The organism is Nonomuraea sp. NPDC050451 (genome assembly GCF_044458585.1).
On the sequence record NZ_JBITHZ010000024.1, the window covers coordinates 20,908 to 34,920 of the forward strand.

General features: G+C 69.7%; 12 protein-coding genes and 1 tRNA gene. 7 read left to right on the forward strand and 6 right to left on the reverse strand.

The genetic code is table 11. The annotated features are described in order from the left end of the window. Positions 1-22: 22 nt before the first annotated feature. On the reverse strand, positions 23-319 hold the full coding sequence (locus ACIBI9_RS45270; RefSeq protein ID WP_090771382.1) for a WhiB family transcriptional regulator: 297 nt from the start codon (positions 317-319) through the stop codon (positions 23-25). A 243-nt stretch (positions 320-562) separates the two neighbouring features. On the opposite strand from ACIBI9_RS45270, the gene ACIBI9_RS45275 reads away from it, so the two are divergent. After that, the gene (locus ACIBI9_RS45275) at positions 563-2,800 is read left to right on the forward strand and encodes a transglycosylase domain-containing protein (protein ID WP_397232263.1); all 2,238 of its coding nucleotides are present in this window, start codon (positions 563-565) and stop codon (positions 2,798-2,800) included. Positions 2,801-3,116: 316 nt separating this feature from the next. Here ACIBI9_RS45275 and ACIBI9_RS45280 read toward each other — a convergent pair whose 3' ends face one another. Continuing rightward, positions 3,117-3,572, reverse strand: a complete 456-nt coding sequence (locus tag ACIBI9_RS45280; protein WP_397232265.1) for a GatB/YqeY domain-containing protein — start codon at positions 3,570-3,572, stop codon at positions 3,117-3,119. Between the two features lie 98 nt (positions 3,573-3,670). Here ACIBI9_RS45280 and ACIBI9_RS45285 point away from each other — a divergent pair, with 98 nt between their 5' ends. Together ACIBI9_RS45285 and ACIBI9_RS45290 are read left to right on the forward strand one after the other, a co-directional pair. Further along, a complete protein-coding gene (locus ACIBI9_RS45285) occupies positions 3,671-4,534 on the forward strand; it encodes a metallophosphoesterase (protein WP_394501629.1) in 864 nt (287 codons plus the stop codon). Between the two features lie 64 nt (positions 4,535-4,598). Continuing rightward, positions 4,599-4,672 (forward strand) — tRNA-Pro (locus ACIBI9_RS45290). A gap of 153 nt (positions 4,673-4,825) precedes the next feature. On the opposite strand, the gene ACIBI9_RS45295 is transcribed toward ACIBI9_RS45290, so the two are convergent. Genes ACIBI9_RS45295 through ACIBI9_RS45305 form a run of 3 tightly spaced genes read right to left on the reverse strand, consistent with a single transcriptional unit; the run spans position 4,826 to position 7,826 of the window. After that, complete coding sequence (locus tag ACIBI9_RS45295; RefSeq protein WP_397232267.1) at positions 4,826-5,266, reverse strand: SRPBCC family protein; 441 nt, start codon at positions 5,264-5,266, stop codon at positions 4,826-4,828. Further along, positions 5,263-6,603, reverse strand: coding sequence for a carotenoid oxygenase family protein (locus ACIBI9_RS45300; protein ID WP_397232269.1), 1,341 nt, complete (start codon positions 6,601-6,603; stop codon positions 5,263-5,265). Before ACIBI9_RS45300 ends, ACIBI9_RS45295 begins: the two co-directional genes overlap by 4 nt. Continuing rightward, the gene (locus ACIBI9_RS45305; protein ID WP_397232271.1) at positions 6,600-7,826 is read right to left on the reverse strand and encodes an MFS transporter; all 1,227 of its coding nucleotides are present in this window, start codon (positions 7,824-7,826) and stop codon (positions 6,600-6,602) included. The genes ACIBI9_RS45300 and ACIBI9_RS45305 overlap by 4 nt, the downstream gene beginning before the upstream one ends. A 92-nt stretch (positions 7,827-7,918) precedes the next feature. Between ACIBI9_RS45305 and ACIBI9_RS45310 the strand changes: the two genes are divergently transcribed. Beyond that, positions 7,919-10,546: an AAA family ATPase gene (locus tag ACIBI9_RS45310; protein ID WP_397232273.1), complete on the forward strand. Its 2,628-nt coding sequence runs from the start codon at positions 7,919-7,921 to the stop codon at positions 10,544-10,546. On the opposite strand, the gene ACIBI9_RS45315 is transcribed toward ACIBI9_RS45310, so the two are convergent. Next, a complete protein-coding gene (locus ACIBI9_RS45315) occupies positions 10,520-10,870 on the reverse strand; it encodes a nitroreductase/quinone reductase family protein (protein WP_397232275.1) in 351 nt (116 codons plus the stop codon). The genes ACIBI9_RS45310 and ACIBI9_RS45315 overlap by 27 nt on opposite strands. A 160-nt stretch (positions 10,871-11,030) precedes the next feature. Here ACIBI9_RS45315 and ACIBI9_RS45320 point away from each other — a divergent pair, with 160 nt between their 5' ends. From ACIBI9_RS45320 to ACIBI9_RS45330, 3 genes are all read left to right on the forward strand, one after another. Further along, positions 11,031-11,291 (forward strand): hypothetical protein, encoded by a 261-nt coding sequence (locus ACIBI9_RS45320; protein ID WP_397232277.1) that lies wholly within the window; start codon positions 11,031-11,033, stop codon positions 11,289-11,291. 3 nt (positions 11,292-11,294) lie between these two features. Then, positions 11,295-13,151, forward strand: a complete 1,857-nt coding sequence (locus ACIBI9_RS45325; RefSeq protein ID WP_397232279.1) for a multicopper oxidase family protein — start codon at positions 11,295-11,297, stop codon at positions 13,149-13,151. Between the two features lie 267 nt (positions 13,152-13,418). After that, entirely contained in the window at positions 13,419-13,745 is a 327-nt protein-coding gene (locus ACIBI9_RS45330; protein WP_397232281.1) for an SCO4225 family membrane protein, read from the forward strand. Positions 13,746-14,013: the final 268 nt, after the last annotated feature.

Here is a 14,013-nt window from a genome sequence, read left to right on the forward strand (position 1 = left end):
ACTACGGCTCGCCGGGCCTGGTTCAGCCCGCGATCAGCTCGTTGGTTCGTTCGTACTCTTCCTTGGCCGACTCGAGCAGGTCTCGCCACGAGTCCACGTCAGGCCGCCGTCGAAGCAGCGCACGCCGTTCGCGCTCGGTCATACCGCCCCACACCCCGAACTCGATGCGGTTGTCCAACGCATCGGCGAGGCACTCAGTACGGACCGGGCAGCCCCGGCAGATGAGCTTGGCCCTGTTCTGCGCGGCGCCCTGCACGAACAGGGCATCCGGATCCGCACCCTTACAGGCGGCACGGGAGGTCCAATCCGTGATCCACATTGTTCGACCCCACTCCCCTTAGGTGGTCAGTCGTCATTTGGGGCCGACGGGCGCGGGCGCCGAGCCTCCGTATTCAGTTGCCGCAGAGGAGAACGTACGCAACTACCCGTTCGGGCCGACAGACCCCAGAGGACCAATTTCTCGCCGCCATCTTGACCGGGAATGACTAGTCACCCCCGTCAGTCAAGGCGAAATGGTGTCGGGCTACCGATTAGGTCAGTCTTTCGACGTACTCTTGGTACCGTGCAAGCGCAGCGCAAAGATCGCTCCAACCCCATCCTCAGCATCCTGCGTCTGATCATCGCCGGATCGGTCGCGGGGGTGCTCGCCGCGGCCGTGGCCCTGCCTGCGATCGGAGGGGCGGGGATCTCCACGAAGAGCGCTGTGGAAAGCCTCAACCTCAAGCCCGAAGAGCTCGACGAACCCCCTCTTCCCGAGCGCACCATCCTGAAGGACGCCAACGGCAAGCAGTTCGCCCAGTTCTACTTTGAGAACCGGCAGTCTGTCCGCCTTGACCAGGTCGCCCCGATCATGCAGACCGCGCTGATCGCGATCGAGGACTTCCGTTTCTACCAGCATGGGCCGATCGATGTTGAGGGAACGGCCAGAGCGCTCGTCAAGAATTTGTCGGGCGGCGGCGTGATGCAGGGTGGTTCGTCGATCACCCAGCAGTACGTCAAGCAGGTGCTGGTCAACAAGGCCGAGACGCCCGAGCAGCAGGCGGCGGCCATTGCCCCGACGCTCTCCCGCAAGCTGTCCGAGCTGCGTAACGCGATGGCGATCGAGAAGAAGTACTCGAAAAACCAGATTCTCGAGAAATATCTGAACATCGCCTACTTCGGCGCGGGCGCCCACGGCATCCAGGCCGCGGCCCGGCGCTTCTTCGACAAGCCCGCCTCCGAGCTCAACCTCGTCGAGAGCGCCACGCTGGCCGGCGCCGTGCAGAACCCCGCGCGCACCGACCCGAGCGTCGGCCCCGAGTCGCGGGCGCGGCTGCTGCAGCGGCGCAACACCGTGCTCGACCGGATGGCCGAGATCGGCAAGATCTCGCGGCAGGAGGCCGACGAGGCCAAGGCGAAGAAGCTGGGCTGGAAGAACATCAAGGCGCCCGGCGGCTGCGAGGCCAGCAAATATCCGTACTTCTGCCTCTACGTCCAGTACGAGATCCTCAACAACGAGGACTTCGGCAAGAACCAGGACGAGCGCAAGAAGCTGCTCCAGCGGGGCGGTCTGACGATCAAGACCACGATCGACCCCAAGATGCAGGCCGCCGCCGACAAGGCGATCAAGAAGTTCGTCTCCAGGAAGGACAAGCCCGTGGCCTCGCAGGCCATGGTCGTTCCCGGCACCGGCGAGATCAAGGCCATGGCCGCCTCGCGGAAGTTCGGCGGGAGCAAGAAGAAGAACGAGATGAGCTACAACATCGTGGCCGACGCGGCGCACGGCGGCGGGCGCGGGTTCCAGCAGGGCTCGACGGCCAAGGTCTACACGCTGGCCACGGCGCTGGAGGAGGGCCTGAAGTACGCCGACGGCTTCCCGGCGCCCGCGGGCTACACGGCCGGCGGCTACAGCACGTTCAAGAACTGCAAGGGCGAGAACGTCGGCGACCCGTCCCACACCGTGCACAACTCCAGCGAGGGCGGCGGCGGCTTCAAGACGCTGCAGTCCGGCACCTGGGGCTCGGTCAACACGTTCTTCCTCAAGCTCGAGGAGAAGGTCGGGCTCTGCAGCGTGGTCAAGATGGCCAAGAAGCTCGGGGTCAAGCGGGCCGACGGGCAGAAGCTGTCGGAGGTGGAGACGTTCACGCTGGGGGTCAACGAGGTCGACCCCGTGACGATCGCCAGCTCGTACGCCGTGTTCGCCTCGCGCGGGCAATACTGCAAGCCGCTGGCGATCACGGAGATCAAGGACAGGAACGGCAAGGCGAAGCAGTACAAGCCGAAGTGCTCCCAGGTCCTGGAGGAGGAGGTCGCCGACGCGGTCAGCGGCATCCTGTCCGGCGTGTTCACCAAGGGCACGATGCAGGAGGTGGGCGGCATCGGGCGCGACGCGGCCGGCAAGACGGGCACGACCGACAACTACGCGTCGGCCTGGTTCGCCGGCTACACCCCCAACCTGTCGTCGGCCGTCAGCCTGGGCGACCCGCGTGGCACCAGGGGCAACGAGCTGATCGGGGTCACGATCGGGGGGCGCTACTACCCGTACGTGTACGGGGCCTCCATTTCCGGGCGGATCTGGAAAGACTCGATGCTGACCGCGCTGAAGGGGATCGAGGCCGCGGAGTTCACGCCGGTGGACACGTCGCGGTTCGGCGGGTGCACGGAGAACTGCGCGCCGAAGAAGCCCGAGAAGAAGGACAAGGACGAGGAAGGGCCGCCCTCCGGTGGGGACGGCGACCCGTTCGACATCTTCGACCCGCCGAACGGGGACCGGGGAGACGGGCGCGGCGGGGACGGCCCGGGCAACGGCCGCGGCCGCTGACCGACGGGCCCAAGGCCCACTTGGATTCCCGCCGCCTGACGGCCTGAGGCTCACTTCGGCCCCCGCCGCCTACCCCTGCGGCGGGGACCCGTCTCCCGGCCCGCTGAGACCGCCTCCAGGCCCTTCTGAGGGCCCGCCAGTACGATCCCGGCCACAGACCCCACGCAAGCCGCCAGCCCGGCTCCTGGACCGCCTGGGAGCCATGGGCCCGCAACACCCGGCAGCAAGCCTGGTAGCCAGGACCGGCACCCGGCACCCGGGGGATGAAACAGCGGGACAGCGGGACAGCCGGGCGGTGGAACAACCGGGGCTGGAACTATCCCGCCAGTCGGGCGCGGACGGCGGCGGCCACGCGGCCACCCTCGGCCCGCCCGGCGACCTTCGGGTTGACCGCCTTCATGACCTGCCCCATGGCCTGCGGCCCGGCGGCGCCCGTCTCCGCGATGGCGGCGTCGACGAGGGCGCCCAGCTCCTCGTCGCTGAGCTGCGCCGGCAGGTACTCCTCCAGCACCGCCTGCTCGTCCAGCTCGGCCTGCGCCTGCTCGGCCCGCCCGGCGTTCCCGAACGCCTCGGCGGCCTCCTTGCGCTTCTTGGCCTCCTTGGTCAGCACCTTGATGACCTCGTCGTCGGTCAGCTCCCTGGCTGCCTTGCCGGAGACCTCCTCGACGTTCACCGCGGCCAGTGCCATCCGAATCGTCCGGAGACGTACCTCGTCCCGGCTCTTAAGCGAGGCCGTCAGATCGGCCTTCAGCTTGTCCTTCAATGCGCTCATGCGCTCCATCTTGCCGTCTGCGCGGACTGTCCGGACGCCGCGCGCGCGATGTCGGGCATCATGAGTAGGTGAGGAAAGCCGTCGCAGTGCCATTGTCCATGCTCGGTCTCGGCCTGGCCGGGCTGGGTTACGCCTCTGTCGTGGAGCGCAACTGGTTCCGCCTGCGCCGCTTCGACGTGCCGGTGCTGGAGCGCGGTCAGCGTCCCGTACGCATCCTCCACCTGTCCGACCTGCACCTGACGCCGCGCCGTACGATGCTGATCAACTGGGTCCGCTCCCTGGGCCCGCTGAAGCCGGACCTGGTGGTCAACACCGGCGACTCGATCGCGCACCCGGACGCCGTCCCCTCACTCCTGCACGCCCTGGAGCCCCTGCTGTCCCGCCCGGGCCTGTTCGTCTACGGCTCCAACGACCTGTACGCCCCCAAGCCCAAAAACCCGGCCCGCTACCTCTGGCGCACCTCCAAGAACGACCGCCGCCAGCACGTGCCCTCCCTGCCCTGGGAGGAGCTGGGGGCCGGCATGGCGGCCGAGGGCTGGCTCGACATGAACAACACCACGGCCCGCATCAAGGTGGGCGACCTCGACGTGGCGGTGGCGGGCATCCACGACTCCCACATCAACCGCGACCGCTACGACCTCGTCGCCGGTCCGGCCCCCGCCGACGCCGACCTCCGGCTGGGCGTCATGCACTCCCCCGAGCCCCGCAACATGACCCGTTTCGCCGCGGACGGCTACCAATTCCTGCTGGCCGGCCACACGCACGGCGGCCAGCTCTGCATCCCGTTCTACGGCGCCCTGGTGACCAACTGCGGCATCGACCGGGCCCGCGTCAAGGGCCTGAGCCGCCACGACAGCGCCTGGCTCCACGTCTCGGCCGGCCTCGGCACCTCCCCGTACGCCCCCGCCCGCTTCGCCTGCTTCCCGGAGGCGTCACTGCTCACTCTCGTTCCCCGCCGTTGACACGGTCACAAGTACCTTGGGAGTCCGCTAGACTTTTCCAAGCACGCGCAAGACCGGCGTGCACCGGGGTGTAGCGCAGCTTGGCAGCGCGCTTCGTTCGGGACGAAGAGGTCGTGGGTTCAAATCCCGCCACCCCGACACAGTTAGACCAGGTAGAGGGCTTGATCCGCCAAGCGGGTCGGGCCCTTTTCCGTTTCTGGACGTCGATGGGAGCCATCTCGCCCGACTCAACCTGTCGACTGTCGCCGAAGAGCATGGCGAAGGGTCGTGCGGCACGACCCTTCAGGGTGGTCAAGCGCTCTCGGCTGCCTTCTTCAGATGGTTCAGCCACATGGTCAGCGACCCCTCCAGGGCTTGCCGCATGCCCTCCTCGTCGGCCACGATGGGCTCGCCGTCCCAGGACTCCTCGGTTCGCACCAGCGTACGAGTGCCGTGCCGCGTGAAGGTCCACTGGTGGACGCCGGTGATGCCGTGGGCAGGGCCGCCCCACAGGATGCGCGAGGCGGGCTCGACGGCGTAGACGGTGGAGGCGATGTCCAGGCCGAAGGTGCTCCAGTGGAAGACCGATCCAGGAACGAGCGGTCCGTCGGCCGACGCCGCGGTGATGTCGGGCTGCCAGGTGGTCCAGGAGTTCACGTCGGTGTGGAGGTCCCAGACCTTCTGGAGTGGCGCGTCAATCTCGATGTCGAGCCGTACGACGACGGGAGCCGCGTTGTCGATGGTGGTGATCACTTGTGGTCCTCGATCCAGTGTCCGTGGATGCCCGCCGGGACGCGGCGCGGCAGCTCGATGGTGGCGATGGGGTCGTTGGTCAGGTTGGAGGCGTCCAGGACGAGCAGCTGGGAGGCATCGGCCCTGAGGTCGCTGACGATGGTGAGCAGGTAGCCGTCGTCCTCGCGCGTGCCGTCGCCGGCCGGGACGAAGACGGCCTCACCGGGCAGGCGGCCCTCGCCGTGCGAGAAGAGCTGCCGCTCTCCGGTGGCGGTGTCGAACTTGATGGTGTGGTAGCCGCTCAGCCCGGCGCCGGGGAAGGCGATGGCGTAGCTGTAGCGGTTGGCCGAACCGGTGTGGTCGTCGTTCATGGAGGGGAACTCGGTGGTCAGGTTGTCCAGGGCCTCGTCGGTGGCCTTGCCGGTGGCCGGGTCGAGGATCCAGCGGTGGAAGGTGGAGCCGGCGTCGAAGGTGGAGCCGTACCCCGGCGCACCGACCCACCACTTCCAGGAGGTCTCCCACGCGGCGCGGTCGAAGCGGGGGCCTTCCAGGACCACGCGACCCCACTGGTCCACGTAGGAGTTGGTGACGTGCAGGATCGCCGCCTGGTCGTCGATCTCGAACCACGTGGCCTTCGCCGGTCCGGTCCGTGGCATGACGCCGATGCGGAAGGGAACGTCGTCGTGCCAGCGGTACGGGATGCCGGAGTGCTCGGCGTGGTCGAAGACCACCGGGGAGTTGATGAAGACGGCGTGCTCACGCGTGATCGCGAAGTCGTGCATCAGGGACGGCCCGGAGCCGTCCACGACCTGCGACCGGATGATCTCGCCGGTGGCGTCGGCGACGTAGTAGGTCAGGTAGGGCGGGAACGGGCTGTAGGAGAAGAAGTGCAGCTCGCCGGTTACCGGGTCCTCCTTCGGGTGCGCGGTCATCGCGCTGGTCAGCTTGCCGCCGAAGTCGTACACGCCGACCGTCTCGAGTTCGCTGGTGACCTCCCACGGCAGGTTGGCCTCCTGCAGGGCCAGGTAGCGGCCGCCGTGGAAGATGATGTTGGTTGCCGCCGCGCTGACGTCCAGCTCGGTCCCGGTGAACGGCACGCCGTCCAGGAACGGGGTCTTGACCCAGCGGTTGCGGTACCACTCGGCGCGCCCGTTCGCCAGGCGCACACCGTGGAGCATGCCCTCGCCGCGGAACCAATGGCTGGGCGTGACGCCGGGCTTCGGGTTGTGCCCGTTGCGGAAGTAGCGGCCGTTCAGCTCCGGCGGCAGGCTGCCGTGCACGGTCAGCTCGTGTGCCGTGATCTCGTCGGTGACCGGTCTGAAGTGATCGCTGATGTACGGCTTGGCCAGTTCTTTCATGACAGTTTTGCCTTTCCGATCATGAGGAGTGTGATGACGGCGCAGGCCAGGAAGGCTCCGCCGTACGTCGGAAGAAGGGTCAGGGCGGACAGGGCGACGGCGCCGCCGACCTGCCGCGCGGCGTTGACCAGGCCCCCGGCCAGCCCGCTGTCCTCGGCCGGCACCCCGGCGGACGACAGGGCGGTGATCCGCACGAAGGCCACGCCCAGGCCCGCGCCGATCAGGAGCGTCGGGCCGAGCATGTCGATGAGGAAGGTGCCGTGGGCGGGCGTGCGGGCCAGCCAGGCGAGGCCGGCGGCCAGCGCGAGCAGCCCGGCGGGCAGGATGGCGCGACCGCGCAGCCTGGCCGCCGCCCACGACGAGATGGTGATCATCAGGGCGAGGGGAAGCTGGGTGAGCCCGGCCTCCATCGGCGTGTACCCAAGGGTGCGCTGCTGGTAGAGGGGCAGGAAGTAGAACAGCCCCAGCCAGACCGCGCCCAGCATCGCCATCAACGTGTTGGGCAGCGCCACCCGGGCCATCCGGGACGGGAGGAGCGGGTCGCGGGAGCGGCGTTGCAGCACCGCGAACGCCGCCAGCAGCGCCACCCCCACGAGGGCCGCCGGCCAGGAGCTCGTCAGGCCGTAGGTGAGCGCGACCAGGCCGGCGGTGACGGTGACCGCGCCGGGCACGTCCAGTTGTCCGCCGCGGGGCGGGGTCGGCTCGACCAGGCGCCAGGTGGCGAGCAGGGCGGCCAGTGCGAAAGGGACCAGGACGGCGAACACCGAGCGCCAGCCGTACAGGTCCGTGAGCAGGCCACCCAGCAGTACGCCCGCCGCGCCGCCGGCGCCGGAGACCGCCCCCCACACTCCCAGTGCCCTGCCGCCGGGGTAGAGGGTGAGGACCAGTCCCAGCGCGGTCGGGGCCAGTAATGCGGCGCCCAACCCCTGCAGCGCCCTGGCGGTGATCAAAGTCGCATCGCCAGGGGCGATCGCCGCGGCCAGCGAGGCGATCGCGAACAGGCCGATGCCGATGAGGAAGACGCGGCGCAGGCCGTACACGTCGCCGGCGCGCCCGCCCAGAAGCAGCAGCGCGCCGAAGACCAGCACGTACGCGTTGATCACCCAGGACAGTCCGGCTGCGGAGAGCCCCAGGCCGGTGCGGATCGCCGGGAGGGCGACGTTCACGATCGAGGTGCTCAGCACCACGAGGAACTGGGCCGTGGCCAGGACAATCAACGGCATGTGCTTCATGCCACCAAGGTCGCAGCGGGCCGGGTTCGCTCGCGTCGGTAGGTTTCACCTACACGTGGTTCTAAGTGATTGGCTCTGGACATATGTTGATTGGGCGTGACCAGGAGGTCGCACAGCTGGAGGCGCTGCTCGCGGCGGCCAGGCAGGGCCGTGGCGGCGCGCTGGTGCTGCGCGGCGAGCCCGGCATCGGCAAGAGCGCACTGCTGAGGCATCTGACGCAGGCCGCCACGGGCTTCCAGGTCATGCAGGCGTCCGGCGCCGAGTTCGAGATGGAGCTGCCGTTCGCGGCACTGCACCAGCTGTGCGCGCCGGCGCTTGAACATGTGACGGCGTTGCCCGCGCGGCACCGCAAGGCTCTGGAGGTCGCCTTCGGCCTGGACGTCGGCACCGCCGACCCGTTCCTGGTGGGGGTGGCGACGCTGGGGCTCCTCGTCGAACGGGATGGGCCGCTGCTGTGCGTCATCGACGACGCCCAGTGGCTGGATCATGCCTCAGCCCAGGCGCTGGTCTTCCTGGCCAGGCGGGTGAGCGCGGAACGCGTGGCCGTGGTGTTCGCCGTACGGGAGCCGGTCGGGCCCGACGGCCTGCCGGAACTGGCCGGGCTGCCCGGCCTGTCCCTGGGCGCGCTCAGTGAGGCCGACGCCCGTACCCTGCTGATCCAAGCCATCCAGGCCCCACTGGACGAGCGGGTGCGCGACCGTATCCTGGCCGAGGCCCGCGGCAACCCGCTGGCCCTGCTGGAGCTGCCCAGGACCGCGGGACTGGCCGGCATGGCCGGCGGCTTCGACCTGCCGCCACCGGGCGTCGTCGAGCAGAGCTTCCGCGCCCGGCTGGAGATTCTGTCGCTGGAGGCCAGGCTGTTGCTGACGCTCGCCGCCGCCGATCCCGTGGGCGACCCGGGGCTGCTGTGGCGGGCGGCGTCGCTGCTGGGCCTCGAGGACAGGGCCACGGCCGAAGCCGCCGCACTGGTCGAGTTCGGCACCCGGATCCGCTTCAGCCACCCGCTGGCCCGCTCGGCGGTCTACCGGACCGCCTCAGCCGAGGACCGGCGGCGGGCGCACGCGGCGCTGGCGGCGGTGAGCGACCCGGTTGCCGATCCCGACCGGGTGGCCTGGCACCGCGCGCAGGCCAGCGCCGGGCCCGACGAGGAGGTCGCCGCCGAGCTGGCCCGCTCCGCGACGCGTGCCCAGGCTCGGGGAGGGGTGGCCGCCGCCGCCGCGTTCCTCGAACGTGCCGCGGCGCTCACCCTCGATCCGAACCTTCGCGCCGAACGGGTGCTGGCCGCCGCCGAGGCCAAGCTGTCGGTCGGCGCGTTCGACGTGACCGCCGAGCTGCTCTCGACCCTGGATCCCGGCGATCCCCGCGTCGACCTGCTGCGCGGCCGGCTCTCCTTCGTACGCAACCGGGGCGGCGACCGGCCGGCCGATTACCTGCTGCGTGCCGCAGGACGTCTGGCCGACACCGACCCGGCCTGGTCGCGTGCCTGCTATGTCGATGCGATCGAGATGGGCATCTTCGTCGGTGGCCTGGACGAGGTGATCGCCGCCGCGCGCCAGGCGCCGTCCGTTCCACGGGAACGCTCCAGCTCCGACGTGGTGCTGGACGGCCTGGTAGCGCTGACCGCCGAAGGTCACCTAGCCGCCGCGGACATCCTGCGCCCGATCGTACGGAACACCGACGACGACGTGTGGATCAGGAGGCCCTCGCTCGGCTTCATGCTCGCCGCCGAGCTGTGGGACTACGGAGCACTCCACGGCATAGCCGCCCGCGTCGCCGCGGCCGGCCGCGAATCCGGCTCCTTCCACATGTTGCCGATCGGGCTGGCCATGCTGGCCACCGCCACCGTGCACGCCGGAGACTTCGGCGCCGCCATGGAGATGATCTCCGAGGAGGAGGCGATCGCCGCGGCCACCGGCGCGGCCCCGCTGGTCTACCCGCGCATCCACCTGACCGCGCTGCGGGGCCGACGAGAGGAGGCAGCCGAGCTGTTCGCCGGGGTGGGCCGGCACATGACGCTCAGCGTGCAGTGGGCGACAGCCGTGCTCAACAACGGCCTGGCCGACTACGCGGCGGCGATGAAGGCCGCCGAGCAGGCCGCCGAGCACGGCGACCTCGGACTGGCCGGGCTGGCACTGCCCGAGCTGATCGAGGCGGCCGTGCGGTGCGGCGAGGTGGACAAGGCACGGTCGGCGCTCGTGACGTTGCGCGAGCGGACCCAGGCGGGCGGGCAGGTTTGGGGGCTCGGGGTCGAGGCCTACTCGCGGGCGCTGGTCCACGAGGACGAGGAGGCCTATCAGCTGGCGATATCCCTGCTGGAGCCAACCCCTCTGGGGATCTATCGGGCCCGTGCCCATCTGCTGTACGGGGAGTGGCTGCGGCGGCAGGGACGCCGCCGTGAGGCCCGCGCCGAACTGCGCACGGCCCACGAACTGCTGTCCGGATTCGGCGCCGAGGCCTTCGCAGAACGGGCGGTCGGCGAGCTGCGCGCGACCGGCGAGCAGGCGCGCAGCCGGTCGGCGCAGACCTCCGACCACCTGACCGTGCAGGAGGTGCACATCGCCCGGCTGGTCGCGGAGGGGGCCACGTCCAAGGAGATCGCGGCCAAGCTTTTCCTCAGCCCGCGAACCGTGGACGCGCACCTGCGCAACATCTTCCGCAAGCTCGGGCTCACCTCTCGCAGGCAGCTACGTGGCCTCCCGGAGATCCGTTAGCCGCATGGTGGTGGTGGCGACCTCCGGCCCGGTCATCGTCTCGATGGGGCCGGGCCAGCTCGGGCCGTACTTGGCGCGGTAGGCGGCGGAGACCCGGGCGATCAGCTCCTCGTCGTCCACCGGGTCGAGCCGGACGGGCAGCGTGATGCCGCCGACCTCGACCTCGGTCACCGGGTTCTTCCGGATCTGGCGGTACCAGGTGCTGCGCTCCCCGAAGGCGGAGCGCACGTAGGCCTCGCCGTCGACCGCCACCACCCAGATGGGCCGGGCCGACCAGCGGCCGTCCGCGCGCCGTACGCGCATCGTGATCTCAATGGCGTCCATGGGATCACGTTCGCGTGCCCCGGCGCCCGGCCGCGTCGGCGATGTTCACCTAGGTTGTCGGCGTCGCCAGGGGGATGATCTTCACCTAGGTCGTCGACGTCGGCCTATAGGCGGCTTTCGCCGACGCGAGCCCCCGGCGCCTCCCGCGAAGGTCAGTGACATGACGAACACCGACATCGTCGCGAAGCTCACCGACGAGACCACCACCTCCATCCCCCTCCAGGAAAACGCCACTGAAACCGTTGGCGTGCCCCCTGCCGGCGGTCCCGCCAAGAAGGGGGGCAAACGCAAGAACAAGCGCCGCGTCGCCAAGGGGCTGGCCTACCTCGCCCTGCTCGGCACCGCGGTCCTGATCCTGGCCGAACCGTGGCTGCTGATCCCGGCCATCGCCCTGCTCGCCGCCATCGCCCTGTGGGACTGACCGGTGTCCGAGCCGCTGTTCCTCACCGACTTGCTCCTGGCCTTGGCAGTCCTGGCCGCCGCCGCGGCCCTGGGCTGGAAGGCCGGCCGCCCCCGCTGGGTCCTGTACGGCACGGCCGCCCTCGTGGTGACCCGGCTCCTGGTCGCCCTCGCGCTCCTGATCACCGGCGGCCCGCCGCTGGCCGACACCCGCCTGCTGCTCCAGATCCCGCTGGCCCTGCTTCCCCTGGCCCTCGCCGTCGCACGCCCCGTTCTCCAACGCCCGGCGGCGGTCGGCATCGGCCTGTCCGCGGCATGGCAGTTCATCCCGTACGCCCAGCAGGAAGCCCTGATCGCCCTCGCCCTCTCGCTGACGGCGATGTGCCTGACCGCCATCCTGTCCCGCCGCCGCGGCCCCTGGGGCGCCCTCGGCTTCCTGCTCCCGCCCGCGATCCTGCTGGCCTTCGCCTACCAGGGCAACGTGGCCGACGTCCACCACACCCAGCCTGCTGCCCACCACGGCCATGGGTCGGAGCCGATCCATCACGAGAGCGTCAGCCTCGCCACGCTCACCGGCCCCCGCGACCGCGCCCCCGACGTACGCTTCACGCTGAGCGCCGCACACGGCAAGGTCACGCTCGCCTCCGGCCGCGAGATCGACGCGCTGACCTTCAACGGCCGGACGCCCGGTCCCGAACTGCGGGTCCAGCGGGGCACGCTTGTCGAGGTCACCCTGTCGAACATCGACGTCGCCGAGGGCGTGACGCTGCACTGGCACGGCGTGGACGTGCCCAACGCCGAAGACGGCGTGCCCGGCGTCACCCAGGAGGCGGTCATGCCCGGCGACCAGCACGTCTACAGGTTCGTCCCCGAACGGGCGGGCACCTTCTGGTACCACACTCACCGTGACGCAGCCCGAAACGTCGAGCGCGGCCTGTTCGGCGCCTTGATCGTCGAGGACGTCCCGGCCCCGCACGCAGCAGCCGCCGAGGGCGGCCCGGCCCCGCGAACGGCGGAACAGACGGTTTTCACCCATCTCTGGCCCGACGGCGACGATCCCATCGCGGCCTTCGACACCGCAGACCGCCCCACTGGCCGACGTGTCGCAGCCGGCCGGCCCGTCCTGCTCCGCCTGATCAACAGCTCCGAGGAGCCGCACCGCCTGCACCTCGGCGGCACGCAGTACCGGGTGACCGCCATCGACGGCAATCCGACCCACGGCGCCACGCCGCTCCCACGGGGCACCGACCTGCTCCTGGCCGCCGGCGGCCGGCTCGACGTAGCCTTCACCATGACGCCCAGCACGGTCAGCCTGTCGATCGACGTCAACGAGATCCCCGACACCGCGGCACTGGCCTTCAGCCCCGACGGCCATGCCGCACCCGCTCACCTCGGCACCGGTCCGCTCTTCGACCCTCTGCGGTACGGCACAGGCCGGCCTGCCGAAAGAGTGACCTATGACCGTGACTTCGAGATCCGCCTGGATGACGGCTTCGGTTTCACCCAGGGCTCCTTCACCTATGTCAGCAGTTCCATCAACGGCCGCCTCTACCCGGCCGTACCCACGCTGACGGTCACCGAAGGCGACCGCGTCAAGATCACGATCGTCAACCGCAGCATCATCGACCATCCCCTACATCTCCACGGTCACCGCGTCCGCGTGCTGTCCCGCAACGGCGTCGCCACCACCGGCGGCACCTGGTGGACCGACACCCTCAACGTCGCACCCGGCGAGATCTTCGAGATCGACTTCGTCGCCGACAACCCGGGGATCTGGATGGACCACTGCCACAACTTCCGGCATGGCGCCGACGGCATGATCATGCATCTGGGGTACACCGGGGTGACGTCCCCGTTCGCGGAGAACCACATCCCCGAGTGACGTGCCGTACGCCGGTCAGGTGGCGAGGGCGAGGGCTGGTGGAGAGCATGCCGACGCGGACGGCGCTCGGCCTGCGCGGGACGCGGCAAGCGAGCACGGATGAGCAACGAGTGGACTGGTGGGTGAGCAATCGTCGTTGCCATGGTGTGCCCAACAGATCAGGCCAGAGGACTTCCGTCACGGGCTTCGGGGCGGTTCATCGTTCCAACGCCTGCCACTGGGCCCGGACGCGTACCCGGATGGCCCTCCTTCGACAGAGCGGCATTCATGAGATCGGTTCGTAACGCATTTCGCCATATCGCCGGGTACAAGCGGGGCAACCTGGCCGTGGCGCTCAGCGGGTCCTACATCTTGCTCGTCATCGGTGTGAGGATCCTCGTGGAGATCTCGGTCCGGCTGCCGGACGACGACGGCCTGGCGGGCGTCTGGCTGTTCGTGGTGACCATGCCGCTGTCCTGGCTGGTAACGCTCATCGCGCCAGACCTCGCGCCCTCCACGTTCCTGTTTGTTCTGACGACAGCCGGCGTGTTCCAGGCATCCATGCTGTACCACGCGGTACGCGGAAAGAAGATCGCGAGCAAGCCGGAAAGCTGACCGCTGTTCATGAGCCGGCTCGACGGTCGGCCTGCCGAGGTCAGCGGGTTCGGCACAAGTTCCGCCGATCAGCGCATGCCGCCGCAGCACGTCACGCACGGCGGCGTCGAACTCAGGCCCTCGGGCGTGGGCTCGATGAGCCGGCCGCTCCATCTCGAACCCATGACGTCTGGCCGCCCAGTGCCTGAGGGTATGCGCGAATCCCCCGCGTCGGCCGGGCGTACGGATGGATCGGGTGTCCCGCTCTGATCAGTGGTGAGCGCGACTG

What these genes read in the sequence shown, in the direction of transcription:
- ACIBI9_RS45270 (WP_090771382.1), bottom strand. Translation starts at nt 319, where the DNA reads ATGTGGATCACGGATTGGACCTCCCGTGCCGCCTGTAAGGGTGCGGAT.
- ACIBI9_RS45310 (WP_397232273.1), top strand. Translation starts at nt 7,919, where the DNA reads ATGTTGATTGGGCGTGACCAGGAGGTCGCACAGCTGGAGGCGCTGCTC.
- ACIBI9_RS45300 (WP_397232269.1), bottom strand. Translation starts at nt 6,603, where the DNA reads ATGAAAGAACTGGCCAAGCCGTACATCAGCGATCACTTCAGACCGGTC.
- ACIBI9_RS45305 (WP_397232271.1), bottom strand. Translation starts at nt 7,826, where the DNA reads ATGCCGTTGATTGTCCTGGCCACGGCCCAGTTCCTCGTGGTGCTGAGC.
- ACIBI9_RS45330 (WP_397232281.1), top strand. Translation starts at nt 13,419, where the DNA reads ATGAGATCGGTTCGTAACGCATTTCGCCATATCGCCGGGTACAAGCGG.
- ACIBI9_RS45280 (WP_397232265.1), bottom strand. Translation starts at nt 3,572, where the DNA reads ATGAGCGCATTGAAGGACAAGCTGAAGGCCGATCTGACGGCCTCGCTT.
- ACIBI9_RS45285 (WP_394501629.1), top strand. Translation starts at nt 3,671, where the DNA reads ATGCTCGGTCTCGGCCTGGCCGGGCTGGGTTACGCCTCTGTCGTGGAG.
- ACIBI9_RS45315 (WP_397232275.1), bottom strand. Translation starts at nt 10,870, where the DNA reads ATGGACGCCATTGAGATCACGATGCGCGTACGGCGCGCGGACGGCCGC.
- ACIBI9_RS45320 (WP_397232277.1), top strand. Translation starts at nt 11,031, where the DNA reads ATGACGAACACCGACATCGTCGCGAAGCTCACCGACGAGACCACCACC.